This is a genomic window from Microbacterium sp. AG1240, from assembly GCF_003635115.1.
Lineage (GTDB): Bacteria > Actinomycetota > Actinomycetes > Actinomycetales > Microbacteriaceae > Microbacterium.
In genome coordinates this window covers 17,171-35,862 of record NZ_RBXJ01000001.1, presented here as the reverse complement: position 1 = coordinate 35,862, position 18,692 = coordinate 17,171, and the positions used below count along the sequence as shown (strand labels likewise).

The 18,692-nt window shown below is 69.3% G+C and carries 18 protein-coding genes; 10 read left to right on the top strand and 8 right to left on the bottom strand.

Going from position 1 to position 18,692, the window contains the following annotated elements; translation table 11 throughout:
* The first annotated feature begins 307 nt into the window (after window positions 1-307).
* From DEU34_RS00175 to DEU34_RS00150, 6 genes are all read left to right on the top strand, one after another.
* Window positions 308-1,183 carry a methylenetetrahydrofolate reductase gene (locus DEU34_RS00175; RefSeq protein ID WP_396652093.1) on the top strand — a complete coding sequence of 292 codons (876 nt, stop codon included), beginning with the start codon at window positions 308-310 and terminating at the stop codon, window positions 1,181-1,183.
* Between the two features lie 36 nt (window positions 1,184-1,219).
* Entirely contained in the window at window positions 1,220-2,095 is an 876-nt protein-coding gene (gene purU, locus DEU34_RS00170) for a formyltetrahydrofolate deformylase (protein ID WP_121147667.1), read from the top strand.
* A gap of 54 nt (window positions 2,096-2,149) precedes the next feature.
* The gene (locus tag DEU34_RS00165; protein WP_121147665.1) at window positions 2,150-3,553 is read left to right on the top strand and encodes an aminomethyltransferase family protein; all 1,404 of its coding nucleotides are present in this window, start codon (window positions 2,150-2,152) and stop codon (window positions 3,551-3,553) included.
* A gap of 110 nt (window positions 3,554-3,663) precedes the next feature.
* On the top strand, window positions 3,664-4,260 hold the full coding sequence (locus tag DEU34_RS00160; protein ID WP_116648180.1) for a PadR family transcriptional regulator: 597 nt from the start codon (window positions 3,664-3,666) through the stop codon (window positions 4,258-4,260).
* A complete protein-coding gene (folE, locus tag DEU34_RS00155) occupies window positions 4,257-4,844 on the top strand; it encodes a GTP cyclohydrolase I (protein WP_121147662.1) in 588 nt (195 codons plus the stop codon). The genes DEU34_RS00160 and folE overlap by 4 nt, the downstream gene beginning before the upstream one ends.
* Before the next feature lie 112 nt (window positions 4,845-4,956).
* Window positions 4,957-5,616, top strand: a complete 660-nt coding sequence (locus DEU34_RS00150; protein ID WP_259459975.1) for a GntR family transcriptional regulator — start codon at window positions 4,957-4,959, stop codon at window positions 5,614-5,616.
* Window positions 5,617-5,774: 158 nt separating this feature from the next.
* Here the strand turns inward: DEU34_RS00150 and DEU34_RS00145 are convergent, their stop codons facing one another.
* Genes DEU34_RS00145 through DEU34_RS00125 form a run of 5 tightly spaced genes read right to left on the bottom strand, consistent with a single transcriptional unit; the run spans window position 5,775 to window position 10,501 of the window.
* Window positions 5,775-7,040, bottom strand: a complete 1,266-nt coding sequence (locus tag DEU34_RS00145; RefSeq protein ID WP_259459974.1) for an ABC transporter substrate-binding protein — start codon at window positions 7,038-7,040, stop codon at window positions 5,775-5,777.
* Window positions 7,037-8,140, bottom strand: a complete 1,104-nt coding sequence (locus DEU34_RS00140) for a branched-chain amino acid ABC transporter permease (protein WP_121147659.1) — start codon at window positions 8,138-8,140, stop codon at window positions 7,037-7,039. Before DEU34_RS00140 ends, DEU34_RS00145 begins: the two co-directional genes overlap by 4 nt.
* Window positions 8,140-9,021, bottom strand: coding sequence for a branched-chain amino acid ABC transporter permease (locus DEU34_RS00135; RefSeq protein WP_121147657.1), 882 nt, complete (start codon window positions 9,019-9,021; stop codon window positions 8,140-8,142). Before DEU34_RS00135 ends, DEU34_RS00140 begins: the two co-directional genes overlap by 1 nt.
* Before the next feature lie 3 nt (window positions 9,022-9,024).
* Complete coding sequence (locus DEU34_RS00130) at window positions 9,025-9,735, bottom strand: ABC transporter ATP-binding protein (protein ID WP_121147654.1); 711 nt, start codon at window positions 9,733-9,735, stop codon at window positions 9,025-9,027.
* Window positions 9,722-10,501 carry an ABC transporter ATP-binding protein gene (locus tag DEU34_RS00125; protein WP_116648185.1) on the bottom strand — a complete coding sequence of 260 codons (780 nt, stop codon included), beginning with the start codon at window positions 10,499-10,501 and terminating at the stop codon, window positions 9,722-9,724. The genes DEU34_RS00130 and DEU34_RS00125 overlap by 14 nt, the downstream gene beginning before the upstream one ends.
* Before the next feature lie 285 nt (window positions 10,502-10,786).
* Here DEU34_RS00125 and DEU34_RS00120 point away from each other — a divergent pair, with 285 nt between their 5' ends.
* The 3 genes from DEU34_RS00120 (at window position 10,787) to DEU34_RS00110 (ending at window position 13,885) form a co-directional block, all read left to right on the top strand.
* A complete protein-coding gene (locus DEU34_RS00120) occupies window positions 10,787-12,151 on the top strand; it encodes an aminomethyltransferase family protein (RefSeq protein WP_121147652.1) in 1,365 nt (454 codons plus the stop codon).
* A 64-nt stretch (window positions 12,152-12,215) separates the two neighbouring features.
* On the top strand, window positions 12,216-13,118 hold the full coding sequence (locus DEU34_RS00115) for an IclR family transcriptional regulator (RefSeq protein ID WP_121147650.1): 903 nt from the start codon (window positions 12,216-12,218) through the stop codon (window positions 13,116-13,118).
* Entirely contained in the window at window positions 13,115-13,885 is a 771-nt protein-coding gene (locus tag DEU34_RS00110) for a DUF1932 domain-containing protein (RefSeq protein WP_121147647.1), read from the top strand. Before DEU34_RS00115 ends, DEU34_RS00110 begins: the two co-directional genes overlap by 4 nt.
* A gap of 264 nt (window positions 13,886-14,149) precedes the next feature.
* Here DEU34_RS00110 and DEU34_RS00105 read toward each other — a convergent pair whose 3' ends face one another.
* Together DEU34_RS00105 and DEU34_RS00100 are read right to left on the bottom strand one after the other, a co-directional pair.
* Window positions 14,150-14,383 (bottom strand): hypothetical protein, encoded by a 234-nt coding sequence (locus tag DEU34_RS00105; RefSeq protein WP_121147645.1) that lies wholly within the window; start codon window positions 14,381-14,383, stop codon window positions 14,150-14,152.
* Window positions 14,384-14,435: 52 nt separating this feature from the next.
* Window positions 14,436-15,794: an aminomethyltransferase family protein gene (locus DEU34_RS00100; protein WP_121147642.1), complete on the bottom strand. Its 1,359-nt coding sequence runs from the start codon at window positions 15,792-15,794 to the stop codon at window positions 14,436-14,438.
* 128 nt (window positions 15,795-15,922) lie between these two features.
* Here DEU34_RS00100 and DEU34_RS00095 point away from each other — a divergent pair, with 128 nt between their 5' ends.
* Window positions 15,923-16,846: a LysR family transcriptional regulator gene (locus DEU34_RS00095; RefSeq protein WP_121147640.1), complete on the top strand. Its 924-nt coding sequence runs from the start codon at window positions 15,923-15,925 to the stop codon at window positions 16,844-16,846.
* A gap of 256 nt (window positions 16,847-17,102) precedes the next feature.
* On the opposite strand, the gene DEU34_RS00090 is transcribed toward DEU34_RS00095, so the two are convergent.
* Window positions 17,103-18,506: an aminomethyltransferase family protein gene (locus tag DEU34_RS00090; RefSeq protein ID WP_121149635.1), complete on the bottom strand. Its 1,404-nt coding sequence runs from the start codon at window positions 18,504-18,506 to the stop codon at window positions 17,103-17,105.
* Window positions 18,507-18,692: the final 186 nt, after the last annotated feature.

The window sequence follows — 18,692 nt, the reverse complement described above, 5'->3', positions numbered from 1 at the left end:
CGAATGGCCTCTCAGTGCGGTGAGTGGGTGTCGACGCGACAGGGCCATCGGCGGGCGCCCCGTGCGGGAGCCACGCTGTCATCCGCACCGCGTCGTGCTGACAACGCCATGCTCCGCGATGGGTGTTCCAATGTCAAGCATTCCGTGACGATCGTCACGTGATCGTTTATTGGCAAACGCACGTCACGGTTCCGTGGGGCGCGAGACGCATCCGAAATACCTCTTGTCATTACCTATCAACGTAGGTAATGTCCCTCTCGGAGCTGCAGTGACGCACTCCCCCTGAGAGCGGAAAGGACCACGATCAGTGGCACACACATCCCCCGCGGGCGACAACGCCGCATCCGTTCGTCTCGTCGAAGGCTTCTCGCTCGAGATGACCGGCAAAGACATCCCCGGCCTCCAGGAAGCGCAGAGCACCATCCCGGCCGGCACCAAGATCAACGTCACCTTCCTCGGCAACGAAGACCTCGAGATGCGCGTCGCGGCGTGCAAGGCCGTCGCGAGCATGGGTTTCGTGCCCGTCCCCCACATCTCGGCCCGACGCCTGTCGTCGCAGGCCCAGCTCGAGGAGTACCTCGACCGCCTCCAGCAGGTGGGCGCCACCCAGAACGTCTTCGCCGTCGGCGGCGACCCGGCCGAGCCCGAGGGCCCCTACCCCGACTCGCTCTCGGTGATCCGCACCGGGCTGCTGCAGAAGTACGGCACCACCGAGGTGTCGATCGCGGGCTACCCCGAGGGACACCCCGACATTCCGAACGACGTGCTCTGGCAGCACCTCGAAGACAAGTCCGCGGCCCTGAAGGAGCAGGGCCTGGGCGCTGTCATCCTCACGCAGTTCGCCTTCGACACCGACCCGGTCACCGCCTGGGTCAACGGCGTCCGCGAGCGCGGCATCACGTCGGAGATCCGCATCGGTACGCCCGGCCCCGCGGGCATCAAACGCCTCATCGGATTCGCCCGCCGCTTCGGCGTGGGCGCGAACGCGATGATCGTGAAGAAGTACGGCTTCTCGCTCACCAACCTCATGGGAACCGCCGGTCCCGACAAATTCGTCACCGACCTCGCCGCCGAGCTCGCCCAGAACCCCGCGTCGGGGGATGTCAAACTGCATTTCTACACGTTCGGCGGTCTCAAGGCGACGTCGGAGTGGGCGCGCGACTACATCGCGGCCCGCGTCTGACACGCGCCCGACGACCGAGGCCTGAGGAGAAAACGCATGTCCATGCACACCGCCGCCCTTCGCGATCGCGCCTGCCTGATCGTCCACGGTCCTGACCAGCCGGGTCTCGTCGCCGCCGTGACCGCGCTGATCACGCGGCACAAGGCGAACATCGTCTCGCTCGACCAGTACACCGACAACCCCGAGGGCGGCGACTTCTTCCAGCGCGTCGTGTTCCACATGAACGACCTCGCCGCCGCCTTCCCCGACCTCAAGGCAGACCTGGCGCAGACGCTCGAGCCCTATGGGATGACCTGGAAGCTCACCGATCAGTCGGTGCCCAAGCGCATGGCGATCCTCGCCTCCACGAGCGACCACTGCCTGCTCGAGCTGCTGTGGCGCCACCGCCGCGGCGAGCTCAACGTCACGATCCCGATGGTGATCTCGAACCACACGAACACCGCGGAAGACGTGCGCTCGTTCGGCATCCCGTTCTTCCACGTGCCCTCGCAGGGGCCCGACAAGTCGGCCGCCGAGGCGGAGATCCTCAAGCTCCTCGCGGGTAACGTCGACTTCGTCGTCCTCGCCCGCTACATGCAGATCCTCTCCGACGACTTCATCACGGGCGTCGGGGTTCCCGTCATCAACATCCACCACTCCTTCCTCCCCGCCTTCATCGGCGCCGGCCCCTACAAGAAGGCCAAGGAACGCGGTGTGAAGCTCATCGGGGCGACCTCGCACTACGTGACCAAAGACCTCGACGAGGGTCCGATCATCGAGCAGGACGTCGCGCGCGTCGACCACTCGCACTCGGCTGCGGCGCTCCAGGCCCGCGGTGCCTACGTCGAACGCGCCGTGCTGTCGCGAGCCGTGCAGTGGCACGCCGAAGACCGCGTCATCCGGCACGGCAACCAGACCATCGTCTTCACCTGACCCCACGCCTCATCCGAGGCACTCTTCGAGAGAGAACAGAGAGGTTCACCTTCCATGGCTGACAACCTGCAGCAGCTGCTCGACCAGACCAACCCGGTCGAGATGCTGCGAAACTCGCAGATCGGTTCGTACATCTACCCCGTCGTGCCGGCCGACTTCCAGAACTGGATCAAGGAGCAGCAGGCGTGGCGCAACACCGCCGTTCTGTACGACCAGTCGCACCACATGGACAACGTGTTCCTCAAGGGTTCCGACGCGATCAAGCTCATCAGCGACACCGCGATCAACTCGGTCGCGAACTTCGCCGTGAACAAGGCCAAGCAGTACGTGCCGACGACCTCGTCGGGCCACGTCATCGGCGACGGCATCCTTTTCCGCGAGGCGGAGGACGAGTACACCTACGTCGGCCGCGCGCCCGCGTCGAACTGGCTGATGTTCCACGCAGAGACCGGCGGCTACTCGAACCTCGACCTCACGGTCGACCGCCGTTCGAACTCGCGCCCCTACGGCCACGCGGTCACGCGCCAGTACTACCGCTTCCAGATCCAGGGCCCCAACGCCTGGGCCGTCATCGAGAAGCTCAACGGTGGCCCGCTGGAGAAGCTCGGCTTCTTCAACATGTCGACGATGAGCATCGCCGGCAAGCAGGTCCGCACCCTCCGTCACGGCATGGCCGGCGCCCCCGGCCTGGAGATCTGGGGCCCGTACGCCGACCACGACGCCATCCGCGACGCCATCGTCGAGGCGGGGGCCGAGTTCGGTCTCGTGCCCGTCGGGTCGCGCGCCTATCCCTCGAACACGCTCGAGTCGGGCTGGATCCCGTCGCCGCTTCCCGCCATCTACACCGGCGAGGCCGAGCGCGCCTACCGCGAGTGGCTCGGCACCGACAGCTACGAGGCGACCGGAACGCTCGCCGGCTCGTTCGTCTCCGACAACATCGAGGACTACTACCTGACCCCGTGGGAGCTCGGGTACGGCTCGTTCGTGAAGTTCGACCACGACTTCATCGGCCGCGACGCCCTCGAGAAGATCGACCCGGCCAGCCAGCGCAAGAAGGTCACCCTCGCCTGGAACGCCGAAGACCTCGCCGGGGTCTGGGGATCGCTCCTGAACGTCGACGGACCGACCTACAAGTTCTTCGACCTCCCGCTGGCGAACTACGGCTCGGCGAACTACGACTCGATCGTCGACGCCGACGGCACGAACGTCGGATTCTCGATGTTCACCGGATACAGCGCGAACGAGAAGCGCGGCCTCTCGCTCGGCGTCGTCGACCCCGACGTGCCCGAGGGAACCGAGCTCAAGGTCGTCTGGGGCGAGCCCGACGGCGGCACCTCGAAGGCGTCGGTCGAGAAGCACGAGCAGACCGAGGTCCGCGTCGTCGTCAGCCCCGTCCCCTACTCGACCGTGGCCCGGTCGACCTACCAGGGCGGCTGGCGCACCGGTTACAACGACTGAGCACGTCCGTCCGAGGGGCCTGGGCGAACACGCCCGGGCCCCTCGCCGCACCCCGCGGTCGGTCGACGGTAGCGTCGGCACTCCGACGGGGTGACCACAGAAGGAGTCCGATGAGTCTGCGATACGCGCTTCTCGCGCTCGTGCGCGTGGGTCCGCAGTCGGGGTACGAACTGCAGAAGCAGTTCGCCGTCTCCGTCGGCCACGTCTGGCATGCGCCCGACTCGCAGATCTACCCCGAGTTGCGCCGCATGGAGGGCGAGGGGCTGCTGTCCGGCGAGGAGCAGACCCGCGGCGAACGCGGAACCCGACGGCTCTACCACATCACTCCGGCGGGCGAGCAGGCGTTCCTCGACTGGATGGCCTCGCCCCCCGACTACCAGCGGGTGCGCGATCCCGCGCATCTGCGGGCGGCCTATCTCGAGGCCGCCACCCCCGCGCAGGGACGCGCATTCCTCCGCGCTCACATCGCGCAGTGGGAGGGCGAACTGGATCAGTGGCGCGGCGAGCTGGTGCGCATCGACGCCGCCGACAACCCGATGCTCGTCCGACGCCTCGCCGTCACCGCCGACGAAGATCGTGAACGCACGATCGCGTACAAGAGATTCGCCTACGAAGGCCTCGTCGAGCGTGCCCTCGGCGAGATCCAGTGGGCCCGCAGCGGACTCGACCTGATCGACCGCCTCGAAGGTGCCGAGGAGGCCCCATGACGATCACCAGCCCCGTCAGCGTCGACCGCGACCGTGCGGTCTCCGCCGTCCGCGAGCTCCTGCTGGCCGTCGGGGAGGACGCCGACCGCCTGGGCCTGCTCCGCACGCCCGAACGGGTCGCCGACCTCTTCCTCGACCTGTTCTCGGGGCTCGGCGTCGACCCGGCCTCCGCGCTCGGCGCACCGGTCGCCCTGACCGAGAACGAGCAGCCCGGCGAGCTCGTCGGCCTCACCGGCATCCCGTTCCGGTCGGTCTGCGAGCACCACCTGCTCCCCTTCGAGGGCACCGTCGACATCTACTACGCGCCCGTACGCCACATCGCGGGCCTCAGCCGCATCGCGACGCTCGTCGAGCTCGCCGCCCGTCGCCCGCAGCTGCAGGAGCGGCTAGGACAGCAGATCGCCGACGCGCTCATGGCCGTTCTGCGCCCGCACGGCGTCGCCGTCCGCATCGAGGCGGCCCACGGGTGCGTCGCGCATCTCGAGCCGAGCGCCGCTTCGGCGCGCGCGATCACGGTCGCGACCGTCGGCACGATCCCCGACGAGACCTGGCGCCTCGCGGCCAGCACGCACCCCGCGCCCTGACTCCGCACCTGCCGCACAACGGAAATGGCGTCGAGAATGGTGCCCGGATCGGCGACAATGGTGCCACTGCCCGCGGAGGTCGCCGCGGGCCTCTCACGGAGAGCGTGGAACCATGACCCTCATGCCTGTCGCCGGTGACGCCGACACGGTGGAACGAACCGCCGTCGACCAGCAGATCCGCGAGGCGATCCTCGGCGGCGAGTTCGCCCCCCACCAGCGACTCATCGAGGCCGACCTCAGCGACCGGTTCGACGCGACCCGCGCCGCGGTGCGCACCGCCCTGCTCACCCTCGCCAGCGAGGGGCTGGTGGAGCGGCTGCCGAACCGCGGCGCCCGCGTGCGCGCCATCAGCGTCGACGAGGCGATCGAGATCGTCGAGGTGCGCGTCGGCCTGGAGTCGCTCTGCGCCCGCAAGGCCGCCGAGCGCGTCGACGCCGAGGCCGTCGAATGGCTGCGCGACCTGCGCGACCGCATCGGGACCGCCGTCTCCGCCGGCGATCTCGTCGAATACTCCCGCCTGAACCAGGAGATGGACCGGCGGCTTCGCGAGCTGAGCGGTCACGCCACCGCCACGCAGCTGCTCGAGCGCCTGCGCGCCCAGTCGGCACGCCACCAGTTCCGCCTCGCGTTCGCCCCGGGGCGGGCCGCCCAGTCGGCCCCCGAGCACATCGCGATCATCGACGCGGTGATCGCCGGAGACGCGGATGCTGCGGAGGCGGCGACGCGCACCCACCTCGCCGGCATCGTCGAGGTGCTCCGCACCCTCGACTGACCCGCGACCTCCCCCACGGCGTCGGACGAAGCTGCCGATACCCCCGCGGCAGCCGCAGCAGGACTCGGCGCGCCGCCCGAAGCATCCGAAGTCCTGCCCGGGAAACGCCGAACGGCGGCCCGCCCCGAAGGACGGACCGCCGTTCGCGTCGCGGGGTCTTAGCCGAAGTCCTCGACGGTGGCGTAGCCGGTGCCGTTGTACTTCTGCACGACGACCGACGAGACCGCGGGCTGACCGTCGACCGTCGTGTCGACGGCGGTGCCGTCGAGCATCAGCGGCGCCTGGAAGTCCGTGATCGACCGCAGCGCCTCCATGAAGTTCTCACGGGTCGGCTCGGTCATCTTCTCGAAGGCCTGCTCGAGCGTCGCGCCGACCATCCAGCTCCACTGGCAGTGCGGGAACGCCGGCATGTCGGGGTAGTTTCCGTACTCCTTCAGCGCGGAGAGGTACTCCACGACATCCGGGTCTTCGGCGAACGCGGGGCTCTGCGGGGCCTTGGCGAACGAGACCGAGTAGATGCCGGGGAACGCGTCGGCGCCACCGGGCTGGAGGATCGCCGTCGGGCTCGACGTGTTCGACGGCAGGAACCAGCTCGGCGTCCAGTTCAGCTGCTGCGCCTTCTGCAGCGCAGAGATCACAAGAGGTGTGATCGACATGGCGTTGACGAAGACGTCGGCTCCGGATGCGGCGAGTTCGGTCATCTGGCCGTCGACGGCCGTGTCGGTCGCCTCGTAGGTGAGCTCCTTGACGATCTCGATGTTCGAGGCGCCCTCGACGGCCGTCTTGAAGCCCTCGAGGTACCCCTCGCCGTAGTCGTCGTTCTGGTAGAGAACGGCGACCTTGTGGCTCTCGGTCGAGGAGGCCAGCAGCTCTCCGAAGGCTTCGCCCTCGTTCTGGTAGATCGGCACGAAACCGAGCTGCTCCGGGCTCTCGGCCTGGTCGCTGAAGATCGGGTCGCCCGTCATGACGAGCACCTGGGGCACCTCGTCGGCGACGGCCGCCTGGAGGTACGCGCGGTTCGTCGGCGTTCCGAGGCCCGCCGTCATCGCGAACACGCTGTCCTTGAGCTGGTCGTAGTTGGCCTTCGCCTTCTGCGGGTCGTATGCGTCGTCGAGGGCGTTGATCTCGACCGTGCGCGTCTTGCCGTCGCCGAATTCGATGCCGCCCTCGGCGTTCTTCATGCCGAAGTACGCGGTGACGCCCGCCACGGTGCACGTGCCGGGGCCGGCCGTCGCGCCGCTGAGCGGTGTGGTGATGCCCAGGGTGAGCGTGGTGTCGGTGATGCCGGGGCTGGCCGCGGCCGCGCCGCCCGAGGCGTCACCGCCGCCTTCTCCCCCGCGCGAACAGCCCGAGATCGTCAACGCGAGCGCCGAACTCAGGGCGACGATGCCCAGGACGCTCCTGCTCCTCTTGCTCATGTTCATGCCTGATCCTCTTTCTTGTTATCGGTGCCCGAGGTGCCGCCCCCGGCGGCGTCTCGAAGGACGGTTCCCTCCGCCGCGGGGCGCTGCTGCTCGCCCCGCGGAGAAGTCGGTCGGGTGCCGGACGGACCGGCGTGCTGGGGTTTCCGGAACAGCTTCCGCAGCCGGGCGGGGAGTGACGCGAGCCCCCCGGGGAGGAGGAAGAGCACGAGCAGCAGGAGCGCACCCTGCAGCACGGCGGTCAGGTTCGGGTCGACGAGGTTCGTCAGCTGCGGGGCGAGCACGTAGTACGCGCCGCCCAGGAGCGACCCGATGATGCTGCCCGCGCCGCCGATGACCATGGCGGCGAGCAGTTGGATGCTGTGGCCGAAGCTCATGGTCTCGGGCGAGGTGTACTGCACCACCACCATGTAGAGGAAGCCGCTGACGCCGCCGATGAGGGAGGCGACCGTGAAGGCCAGCACCTTGTAGCGGTAGGGCGAGATGCCCATGGACGAGGCGACGGCCTCGTTCTCCTTCACGATGGCGAAGGCGCGACCGTACTTCCCGCGCACCAGGTTGCGGGTGAGGAGGAAGACGATGCCGCCGACGAGGATCACGATGTAGAGCTGGAACTGGTCGTCGTACAGACCCGACCATTCCGGCGCGTCGGTGAAGCGGGCGGAGATTCCCTGCGAGCCGCCCGTGAACTCGGACAGGCGCTTGGCGAGGGGTACGCCGACGATGGGGAGCGCGATGGTGACCATCGCGATCGCGAGCCCCCCGAGACGGGCGGCGGCGAGCGCGATCAGAAGCCCGACGACGCCCGGCAGCACGATGCTCGCGAGGAAGGTGACGACGATGTTCCAGTCGTTCTCGACCCCGTAGGCGGTGATGTACGCCCCGAACCCCACGAAGAAGATCTGGCCGAGCGAGACCTGGCCCGTGTAGCCCATGACGACGTTGAGGCCGAGCACCGCGACGGCGAAGACCCCGATGCGGGCGACGGTCTGGTTGGCGAACTCGGGGAGCATGAGCGGCAGCGCGAGCACGAGCGCGACCACCACGATCGTGATCGCGAGGCGCACCCAGCGGCGCGAGAAGAACGACGTTGCAGCGGACATCAGACGCGCACCACGGCTTTCCGGCCGAACAGGCCCTGCGGTCGAACGATGAGCACGACGAAGATCAGCACGAACGGCACCGCGACCTTGAGGTCGTAGCCGATGAACGGCACGTACACGGCGGCGAGGTTCTCGAGCACCCCGATGATCCAGGCCGCGAGCACCACCCCGAGAGGACTCGACAGGCCGCCGAGGATCACCGCGGCGAGCGCGTAGACCAGGGCGTTGTCCATCATTCCCGGGGTGAGCGTCAGCTGCGGGGCGATGAGCGCACCGGCGACGGCACCGAGCACCGCCGCGAGGCCCCAGCCGACCATGAGCAGCCGACCGACGGGGAGCCCCGAGAACGACGCCGACTGCGGGTTCACCGCGACGGCCCGAAGAGCCAGTCCGAGCTTCGTGCCGAGGAACAGCCCCTGCAGCGCGATCATGATCGCCACGATCACGAGGGTCGTGCCGAGCGAGCGCACGCTCACCGAGGCGCCGAGGATCGAGACGGTGTCGAGGGAGAACAGCGAGGCGAACTGCTGGTTGTTGTAGGTGAAGAGCCACCCGCAGACGCCCGTGATGAGGGTGAGCACGCCGATGGTCACCACGACCGCGGTGTCGGGGTCTCCCCGTTCGAAGCGGCGCATCACCCACCGTTCGATACCCGCGCCCATGAAGAACGACACCAGCACCGACAGCAGGATCGCGACGATCAGGGGCACACCGAAGCCGGTGAACCACCACGCGATGTACGCCGACAGCACGGCCATGCCGCCCTGCGCGAAGTTGATCAGCCCGGTCGTCTGGTTCACGAGCACGATCGCGAGGGCGAGGGCCGCGTACACCGAGCCGATCGAGAGCCCGTCGACGACGAGTTGGACGAAGGTACCCATCGGTCAGCCTCCCAGGTAGGCGCGTCGGATCTCGTCCATGCCCTTGAGCTCGGCCGAGGTGCCGGTGAGGACGTTGCGGCCGGTCTCCAGGACCGTCGCGCTGTCGACGAGGCGGAATGCGAGGTTGGCGTTCTGCTCGACGACGAGCATCGCGATGCCCGACTCGACGCGCAGTCGCGCGATCGCGTCGTACACGTTCTTCGCGGTGCTGGGTGCGAGCCCGAGCGAAGCCTCGTCGAGCAGCAGCAGCCGTGGCCGGGCCATGAAGGCGCGGGCGACGGCGAGCATCTGCTGCTCGCCGCCGGAGAGCGCGGAGGCGCTGGAGCGGTAGCGCTCCTTCAGGTTGGGGAACAGCTCGAGCAGGTAGTCGATGTCGGTCTGGATCGCCTTGCGGTCCTTGCGGAGGTAGGCCCCCACGCGCAGGTTCTCGCGCACGGTGAGGGAACCCAGCGTTCCTCGCCCCTCGGGAACGTGGGCGATACCGATCCGCGCGACGCGGTCGGTGCGCATTCCCCGAATGTCCTGGCCGTCGAAGCGGATGCTGCCACCCGCCCGCACGACGCCGGTGATCGCACGTAGCGTGGTGGTCTTCCCCGCGCCGTTGGCTCCGAGGATGCCCACCGCGCCGCCCTCGGGCACCGACAGCGAGACGCCGTCGAGCACCTGCACGGGACCGTAGAACGCGGTGACGTTCTCGAGTTCAAGCAGCGCCATCGACCGCATCCTTTCCGATGTAGGCCTCGATCACGCGAGGGTCGTTCTGCGCCTGCGCGGCCGTGCCCTCCATGAGGGTGCGGCCGTGGTCGAGCACGACGACCCGGTCGGTCAGCGCGGCGATCAGGCCCATATGGTGCTCGACGACGATGACGGTGATGTCGTCGTCGCGGATGCTGCGCACCGTCGCGATCAGCTGCTCCACCTCGGAGTGCGGCAGGCCCGCCGCGGGCTCGTCGAGAAGGAGGAGGCGGGGTCGCGAGAGGAGCGCCCGGCACAGCTCGATGCCCTTGTGGAGACCGTGGGAGAGTTCGTCGGCGGGGAGATCCGCCGCCCATCCGAGGCCCGTCCGCTCCAGCAGCGCGCGCGCCTCCGCGCGCAGCTCGCGCTCGGACCGCAGGGTACGGGGCGACCGGATCGACCACTCGGCCGGCCCGCCGGGCAGGCGCGTGTGGGCGCCCAGCAGCACGTTCTCGAGCACCGACGAGTGCAGCTGCAGCGCGGGGTGCTGGAAGGTCCGCGCCAGTCCGCGACGGGCGAGGCGTGCCGGCGTCGAGCCGAGCATCTCGTCGTCGTCGATGCGGATCGACCCGGAACTCGGGCGGTAGTGCCCGCTGATGCAGTTGAACAACGAGGTCTTCCCCGCGCCGTTCGGCCCGACCAGGCCGAAGATCTGGCCCGGTTCGACGGTGAACCCCACGTTCTCGAGCACCGTGATGCCACCGAATCGCAGGTTCACCTCCTGCAGGGTCAGTCGAGCTGCCATTGCTCACCTCTCCGTGTCGCAGCATCCTCGCCCACGACATAAAGGACGAATCCCGCCCTGTCTGGGAAGCTACGGATCCGCTCACCGATTGTCAACGATTTTGGTGTGCAGTTATGCGGACGTGATCTCGGGCCCCCGCCACGAGCGCGCGTCGTCGGGCCCGTCGACCGGGTTCACCGTGACACCGAGACCGCCCGCCCGCCGCGGAATTTCCTTTCATCGGAAGCCGGCGCGTCGAACCGGCGCGACGGGCGCACGATCGACGAAACGAAAGGAACGTCGACGATGACATCCGAAACCCTCGCCCAGGCGATCACCCGTGCCGGCTCCGCCGTGGAGCTGCTCCGCAACCAGAACTGGCCGGCCTTCACGTTCCCGGTCGCACCCGAGTTCACGAACTGGCGCGACGAGCAGCGCTCGTGGAGCACGACCGTCGCGCTCATGGACCAGTCCCACCACATGACGCAGCTGTTCCTCGGCGGCAGCGACCTGCTCCCGCTCCTCGAATCGGTCTCGCCGAACACGTTCGCCACCTTCCGGCCGGGCGTGGCGAAGCAGCTCATCTCGGTGAACGAGGGCGGCTACCTCATCGGGGACGGCATCCTCTTCTACAACGAGGACGCCCCCGAGGGCCTGGTGCTCATCGGCCACCACATCCTCATCGACTGGATCCGTTTCAACGTCGAGAAGGCCGCGGCGGCGGGCAAGGACGTGCACCACCGCCTCGAGCCCAACTCGCACATGCGTCAGGGCCCGCCGACCTTCTACCGCTACGAGCTGCAGGGGCCCCGCGCCGACGAGGTCATGGAGAAGCTCTTCGGCGGCCCGCCGCCCGAGGTGAAGTTCTTCCACATCGGCGACTTCGAGATCGCCGGACGCGCGGTCAAGGGGCTCCGCCACGGCATGGCAGGACAGCCGGGCTTCGAGTTCTTCGGGCCCTGGGCAGACAACGAGGCCGTGCTCGAGGCGATCCTCGACGCCGGAGCCGAGTTCGACATCCGCCGCGTGGGTGCGAAGGCCTATTCGGCGACGCCGCTCGAGTCGGGCTGGGTGCCCACCCCGTTCCCCGCGGTCTTCGACGACGACCTGGCCGAGTACCGCGAGTGGTTGCCGGCCGCGCGCATCGGATCGGTGGCCGGCTCGCACTACTCCACCGACATCCGCGACTTCTACATGACCCCGTACGACCTGGGGCTCGGGCGCTCGGTGCGCTTCGACCACGACTTCCACGGGCGCGCCGCCCTGGAGCGCCACGCCGACGCTCCGCGCCGGCGGAAGGCCACGCTGCTCTGGAATGCCGAAGACGTCGCGTCGGTCGTCCGCTCCCAGCTCGAACCCGGCACTCCGGCGAAGTTCCTCGACTTCCCCAAGGCGCGTTACGGGCTCTACCAGATGGACGACGTGCGGCTCGACGGCCAGAGCGTCGGCATCTCCACCGACGCGGGGTACATCGCGTTCGACCAGCTCTACATGTCGCTCGCGACGATCGACGTCGACGTGGCGGACGGCACCGAGGTCGAGGTGGTGTGGGGCGAGGATCCGATCTCCGCGAAGGATTCGGTCGACCAGGATCACCGCCAGGTCACGATCCGCGCGACCGTCGCCCCCGCGCCGTACCACGAGTGGGCGCGCACGGTCTATCGCGCCTGACCGTCGTCGCCGGAGGGTCGGGCACGCGGCGGGCGGTGTGTAGGGTCTGTCGCAGGAGGTCGCGATGGCGCGGAGGTCTGCCGGGGAGTCGGCGCTGCACCGGCACCTGCGCGTGCTCGACGCCTTCGACGCGCTCCGCCCGTTCCTGACCCTCGGCGAACTCGCCCGCGCCGCGGGACTCCCCCTCTCCACGACGCACCGGCTCGTCGGCGAACTGCTGCAGGAAGGGATGCTGGAGCGCATGCCCGATCGCACCTACCGCCTCGGCGTGCGGCTGTGGGAGTACGCCTCGCGCACTCCGGGGGCGCTGGGGCTGCGCGAGGTGGCGCGCCCGTGGTTGGCCGCGGCGCACGCGCGGATCCGTCAGCACCTGCAGCTGGGGGTGAGGTCGGGCACCGACGTGCTCTTCATCGAGCGCATGTCGACGAAGGACGCCGTCGTCAACGCCACGCTCATCGGCGGACGCATCCCGCTGCACGCCTCATCGATCGGCCTGGTGCTTCTCGCCCATGCCCCCGACGCCGTGATCGAAGACACCATCGCGCAGGGGCTGCGGGCCTACACCTCCCGCACGATCGCGACAGGAGCCGGGCTGCGCTCGACCCTCCGCCGCATCCGTGCCGACGACGTCGCGATCGCTCCCGGCCACATCCATCTCGAGTCGCGCGGAATCGCCGTGCCGGTGCGCGGGCCCGACGGCTCGGTGTACGCGGCGATGGGTGCCGTCGTGCGCAACGACGATTCGTCGGCCGCGCCGGTGGTCGAGGTGCTGCGCGTGGCGGCCGCGGGGGTCACCCGGTCGCTCCGCGACGTCTACGCCGCCGACGTCGACGAGAACGCCGCGCTGCACGGACCGCGACCGGATGCGGGGGTGTCGGCCCGATCGTGGGAGTACATCGCCGCGCTCGATGCCCGCGCACCCCGGACGGGATCGGGCGGAGCGGCGGCGGCGGGAGGCATGCGATGACACGGATCGCGGTGATCGGGCTCGGCGAGGCCGGCAGCCTCTACGCCGGGGGGTTCCGTGAGGCGGGTGCGCGGGTGCGGGGATACGACCTCCGCCCCCGGCTCGCCGACGGCGGGCAGGTCGACCGCCTCGCCGATGCGCTCGAGGGCGCCGACGTCGTCGTGAGCCTGGTCGGCGCCGCCTCGTCGCTGGAGGTCGCCGAGGAGGCCCTCCCCCTTCTCGAACCGTCGACGATCTTCGCCGACTTCAACACCTCGTCGCCCGATCTGAAAGACCGCATCGCCACGATCGGAGCGGCGCGCGGCGTCGACGTGGTCGATGTCGCCGTGCTCGCGCCCGTGCCCCGCGAGGCGGAGCGCACGCCCCTCCTGGCCAGCGGTCGCGGAGCCGAGCGACTGGCCGGGCGCCTGCGCCCCCTCGGGGCACCCGTCGTCGTGCTCGACCAGCCGGCCGGCGCGGCGGCCCGCATGAAGCTGCTGCGGAGCGTCTTCACGAAGGGGCTCGCGACCCTCATGATCGAGACGCTGGGGGCTGCCCGCGCCGCCGGCGCCGAGGACTGGGTGCGCGGCCAGATCGCGTCGGAGCTCGGCGACCAGGGGCCCGCGCTGCTCGACCGCTTCGTCGCGGGCACGTACCAGCACGCCGAGCGCCGCGAGCACGAAGTGCGCGACGTGCTCGCGGCGCTCGAGTCGACCGGGCAGCCGTCCGACATGACCCGCGGAACCCTGGCCTGGTTCCAGCGCATCCTGGCCGAGCGTCCCGCCTGACCTCGCTCGGGCCGCCGACTCCCCCGGGTTCGGGGCGCCATTCTCCCTTCGGGGCGCGGAATCCCCCGCCCCGACGAGCAGATCGCGCCCCGAACGTCGGTGGCGCCGGAATGCGACCGGGGAAAACTGACGGCGGCCGCACCGCAGCCGGTTCGCTGCGGAGGAGATGTGCACTCCGGAGGTTTCCCGTCGCGGAAGTCGCCTCCGGTGTGCACATCCCCTCCCGTATGAACCGTGCTCCGGGCGAACCGACACCTCGACGCGTCAGGGGCGCCGCGCGAACGCCGGAACCCGCTCGGGTCGCGGCCCGACCCCGAGCAGGAGTGCGGGAACCACGGCGACCCCCGGCACGCGCCGCAGCAGCCACGCGAGGGGGCGCGGCGGCGTGATGGCCCGACCGGCGAGGGCCGGCATGATCACGCGCGCGTGCAGCACGCGCTGCACGGTCTGGATCACGGCCGCGTCCCCCGCGGTCTCGTCCACGATGCCTCCCGTCACCGCGACGATAGACCTCGTCGCGGCGCCGGGGAAGGCATCCGGATGCTGCGCGTCAGCTCTTGCGGTAGTTCTCGCGCGCGAAGCGCGAGAACGGCGCGGGAGCCACGGTGGCGCGGATCTCGACCTGCCGGTGCGGCTCGACGGCGGGCTTGCGGGAGTTCGGCTCCTCGCCCCACGTCACGACGACCCTCGTACCGGGCTCGGCCGACGCCGCGTCGACGCTCGCGAGCGAGACGAACGCCTGCTCGTTGGTGATGTAGCCGCAGTCGTGCGAGATGCCGACGTCGGTGCCGTCGATGCTCACGCGGTCGACCTGGTAGACCCCGTAGCGGGCCTTCGGGAACTCCAGGTACTTCGCCGGCACGCCCTCCTCGTAGAGCGAACGCTGCGCGGCCGCGACGTCCTCGGGGTCCCAGACGAGCGTGACCTTCACCCGCTTGTCGGCGGCGGCGAAGCGCTCGAGCGCGGCGCGACCGATGAAGTCGTGGTCGAACGCGACGCTGCGGCCGTAGCCGAGCTCGTAGGGCGTCAGGTAGTAGTCCTCGATGTTGTCCGAGACGACACTGCCCGCCAGCGACCCGGTGCGGGCGGCGGGCAGCCATTCCAGGTACTCGGCGCTGCGCTCGCCGGTGAAGACCGCCGGAAGCGGCGACGGCACCCACGCCGACTCGAGGTTCGCCGACGAATACGCGCGCGATCCGACGAGAACGAGGTCGAACTCCTCCCCCGCGGCGACGATGGCCTCTCGCACGGTCGCGCCGTCGGCCCAGGGTCCGAACAGTTCGAACCCGGGCTGCCCGGCCATGCCGTGGCGCAGGGAACGCACCGTGATCCCCGCGATCTCGAAGGTCGCCATGCCGAAGAACTTCGTCGGCGGAACCGGTGCCCCGGTGAGCTTCTCCATCAGAGCGAGGGCGTGCGGCCCCTGCAGCTCGTAGCGGTACAGCTTCGGGTCGGTGCCCGGTGCACGCATCAGCGAGTTCGCGTCGCGCTCGAACGTGACGTCGTAGTCGCCGGTCTCGCCGATGAACTGCACCCAGTCGAGCACCATGTGCCATCCGACGAGGTCGTAGACCTCCTCCTCGAGGTGGAACAGGATGGCGTCGCCGATGAGGTAGCCCTCGTGGTTGACCGCGATGAACTGCTTCGCGGCGTCGACGGGGAAGTTCGCGAAGCTGTTGACGCCGGTCTCGCTCAGCAGGCGCAGCGCGTCGGGGCCCGAGATGAACAGGTCGGTCATGTGGTGCGACTGGTCGAGCAGGGCGACGCTCGTGCGCCACGCCAGTTGTTCGGAGCGCCAGTTGCTGAACTCGGGGGTCACGGGGAAGATCGTCGGTCGAGACTGGGCGTTGCGCAGCAGCTCGACGGGGCTTCCGGCCCGGGCGATGGCCTCGGCGGCGGATTCGATCATGGAGAACTCCTTCGTTCGGCGGGTGTCGCGAGAGCAATGCTAGGCAGCACAACGCATGATGGGCGGGCGAGCGCATAATGAGTGCTTATGGGACCGCAAGCAGCCGTTAACCGCACCGGGAACGCCGGATGGATCTGAACCTGGTGCGCGTGTTCCTCGCCGTCAGCGAGACACGAAGCCTCACCGCCGCGGCCGCCCGCCTCTACGTCACGCAACCGGCGGTGAGCCAGGCGCTCGCCCGACTCCGCCGCGAGCTCGATGACCCGCTGTTCGTCCGCGAGGGGCGTCTGATGGTTCCCACGCCGCTGGCCGAGAGCGTGGCACCGGGCTTCCGCGACGCGATCGCCGCGATCGACCGCACGCTCGACGGCGTGCACGGGTTCGATCCCGCAGCATCCGATCGCACCTTCCGCATCGCCCTGTCCGAGCTCGGCGAGATCGGCTGGCTGCCCGCTATCGTGCGGGCGGTGCGGGCCAAGGCCCCGACGATGCGGATCGAGGTGGTCCCCATGAACGTGCGGGAGCTGCCCGAGTGGCTCGGGCGGGGCACCGTCGACCTCGCCGTGACGCCCTCTCCCGTGCCGGGGCGGTTCGAGAAGGTGGTGCTCAAGACGCAGGGGTACGGGGTCGTGATGTCGACGAAGCATCCGCTCGCCACCGGGAAGCTCGACCTCGAGGCCTACGCGAACGCGAACCACGTCGTCGTCGCGAGCGACTCGGGGGCCTCGGCGATCGACCAGGCGCTGCACCGCGCGGGGATCGCCATCGAGCCGCGGATCGCCTCGAACCACTTCGCCGCGCTGCCGCCGCTGATCGCCGCGAGCGCCGACCTCGTCGCCACGATGCCCGACACGATCGCCGAGGGATGGGCGCAGACGTGGCCGCTCGTCGTTCGCGCCCTGCCGTTCGACATGCCGGCGATCGACGTCAGCCTCTACCGGCGGTCGACCACCCAGCACACCGCAGCCCTCGACTGGCTCTTCGCGACGGTCGCCCACGCGATCCGCGGCTCATCGGGCCGCTTCCAGGTCATCCACGGCGACGCCCCCTGAGCCTCCGCGCCCCGCCGCCCCCACCCCTCCGCCGTCAGGAATGTGGCGCATTCCAGCGACTGACTGCACAGGTTCCTCGCGTCACTCGCAGGAAACTGGCGCCGTCGCGGCGAGCACCGCGCGGGAGGCCGTTGTCGGGAGACGAGACCGCCCCCTGACTGGCGCCGTCGCGGCGAGCACCGCGCCGGAAGCCGCCGCCGGGAAACGAGACCGCCCCCTGCCCCGCGACGACAGGACAGGGGGCGGGAATCGGATGCTACTGGCCGCCGCTGGTGCGCCAGCCGCCCTGGTACTCCTGGCGCGCCGTCTCGGCGTACGGCACCGGGCTGACGATGGCGCGCACCGAGATCTGCTCGTGCGGCTCGACCGTGGTCTTGCCGGAGCCCCCGTCGGGCTCGCCCCAGACGACGCGCACCTCTGCACCGATCGGCACGTCGTGGTCGACGGTCGCCAGCGACAGACCGCGCTTCTCGTTCGCGGTGACACCGGTGAACAGCGACAGTCCGACGGTGTTGCCGTCGGCGTCGATGACCGCGTCGTAGTTCGACGAGCCGTAGTTCGCGTTCGGCAGGTCGAAGAACTGGTAGCCGACGCCCTCGCGGTCGATGACGCTCGTGAGGATCTTGGCGAGGTCCTCGTCGTTCCACGCGAGCGTGACCTTCTTGCGCTGGTTGGCCGGGTCGAGCTTCTCCAGTGCCTCACGCCCGATGAAGTCGTGGTCGAACTTCACGAACGAGCCGTAACCGAGCTCCCACGGGTTCAGGTAGTAGTCCTCGATGTTGTCGGAGACGAACGAGCCGGCGAGCGCGTTGATCGCCTCGTAGCTGTTGGCGGGCAGCCATTCGCGGTAGGCGCGCTCGGCCTCGCCAGTGTAGATGGCCGGCAGCGGCGAGGGGATCCAGCCCGACTCGAGCGTGTTCGACGAGTAGGCGCGCGAGCCGCAGGGCTCGAGCCCGAACTCGCGTCCGGCATCGAGCACGGCCTCGCGGATCTTGCCGTGCTGCTCGTAGGGGCCCCAGATCTCCAGGCCCGGCGCACCGGCCATGCCGTGACGCAGCGTGCGCACCTTCTCGCCGGCGATGGTCATCTCGCCCATGTGGAAGAACTTGACCTTCTCGAGCGTGCCGCCGTTGAGCTTCTCGATGATCGACCAGGCGTTGGGGCCCTGGATCTGGAAGCGGTAGTACTCGCGGGTGACGGCCTGGCCGTAGGGGCGCGAGGGCGAGCGGTCGTCGTAGCGGAACTGCACGTCGTAGCCGCCGGTCTCGGCGTGGAACTGCAGCCAGTTCGCGCCCGGCGCGCGGCCGACGTAGACGTATTCGCCCTCGGCCTCGTGGAAGAGGATGCCGTCGCCGATGACGCCGCCGTTGGAGGCGGTCGGCACGAACTGCTTCGCCGTGTTCACGGGGAAGTTCGCGAACGAGTTGATGCCCGTGTCGCTCAGCAGCTTCAACGCGTCGGGACCCGAGACGAAGAAGTTGACCATGTGGTGGGTCTGGTCGTAGAGCACGGCGGTCTCCCGCCAGGCCTTCTGCTCACGACGCCAGTTCGTGAACTCGGCGGGTACCACCGGGTAGATGTACGTACCGAGCTGCGAGTCGCGGAGCATCTGGACGATGCCGCCCTTCTCGTCCAGCAACTCCTGCAGATTGCGCGCCATGGGGGCTCCCTCGACTTTCTCTTCGTTGAGCAGCACGTTCAGTCCTGTGTGTCAGCCGCCACCGTACGGCGACGATTTGCCTCTGTCCATAGTGGTTCAGGTTGCCCAGATTGTAAACAAAATCTTGACCATTCATCCGGCGGTGTGGTTCGCTGAGTCCGAGTCGGCCAGCGTCGCCCCGTCCGC

Bases quoted from the DNA above. Each gene is read 5' to 3' on its own strand.
- purU (WP_121147667.1), top strand. From the start codon at position 1,220: ATGTCCATGCACACCGCCGCCCTTCGCGATCGCGCCTGCCTGATCGTC.
- DEU34_RS00165 (WP_121147665.1), top strand. From the start codon at position 2,150: ATGGCTGACAACCTGCAGCAGCTGCTCGACCAGACCAACCCGGTCGAG.
- DEU34_RS00160 (WP_116648180.1), top strand. From the start codon at position 3,664: ATGAGTCTGCGATACGCGCTTCTCGCGCTCGTGCGCGTGGGTCCGCAG.
- folE (WP_121147662.1), top strand. From the start codon at position 4,257: ATGACGATCACCAGCCCCGTCAGCGTCGACCGCGACCGTGCGGTCTCC.
- DEU34_RS00150 (WP_259459975.1), top strand. From the start codon at position 4,957: ATGACCCTCATGCCTGTCGCCGGTGACGCCGACACGGTGGAACGAACC.
- DEU34_RS00145 (WP_259459974.1), bottom strand. From the start codon at position 7,040: ATGAACATGAGCAAGAGGAGCAGGAGCGTCCTGGGCATCGTCGCCCTG.
- DEU34_RS00140 (WP_121147659.1), bottom strand. From the start codon at position 8,140: ATGTCCGCTGCAACGTCGTTCTTCTCGCGCCGCTGGGTGCGCCTCGCG.
- DEU34_RS00135 (WP_121147657.1), bottom strand. From the start codon at position 9,021: ATGGGTACCTTCGTCCAACTCGTCGTCGACGGGCTCTCGATCGGCTCG.
- DEU34_RS00130 (WP_121147654.1), bottom strand. From the start codon at position 9,735: ATGGCGCTGCTTGAACTCGAGAACGTCACCGCGTTCTACGGTCCCGTG.
- DEU34_RS00125 (WP_116648185.1), bottom strand. From the start codon at position 10,501: ATGGCAGCTCGACTGACCCTGCAGGAGGTGAACCTGCGATTCGGTGGC.
- DEU34_RS00120 (WP_121147652.1), top strand. From the start codon at position 10,787: ATGACATCCGAAACCCTCGCCCAGGCGATCACCCGTGCCGGCTCCGCC.
- DEU34_RS00115 (WP_121147650.1), top strand. From the start codon at position 12,216: ATGGCGCGGAGGTCTGCCGGGGAGTCGGCGCTGCACCGGCACCTGCGC.
- DEU34_RS00110 (WP_121147647.1), top strand. From the start codon at position 13,115: ATGACACGGATCGCGGTGATCGGGCTCGGCGAGGCCGGCAGCCTCTAC.
- DEU34_RS00100 (WP_121147642.1), bottom strand. From the start codon at position 15,794: ATGATCGAATCCGCCGCCGAGGCCATCGCCCGGGCCGGAAGCCCCGTC.
- DEU34_RS00095 (WP_121147640.1), top strand. From the start codon at position 15,923: ATGGATCTGAACCTGGTGCGCGTGTTCCTCGCCGTCAGCGAGACACGA.
- DEU34_RS00090 (WP_121149635.1), bottom strand. From the start codon at position 18,506: ATGGCGCGCAATCTGCAGGAGTTGCTGGACGAGAAGGGCGGCATCGTC.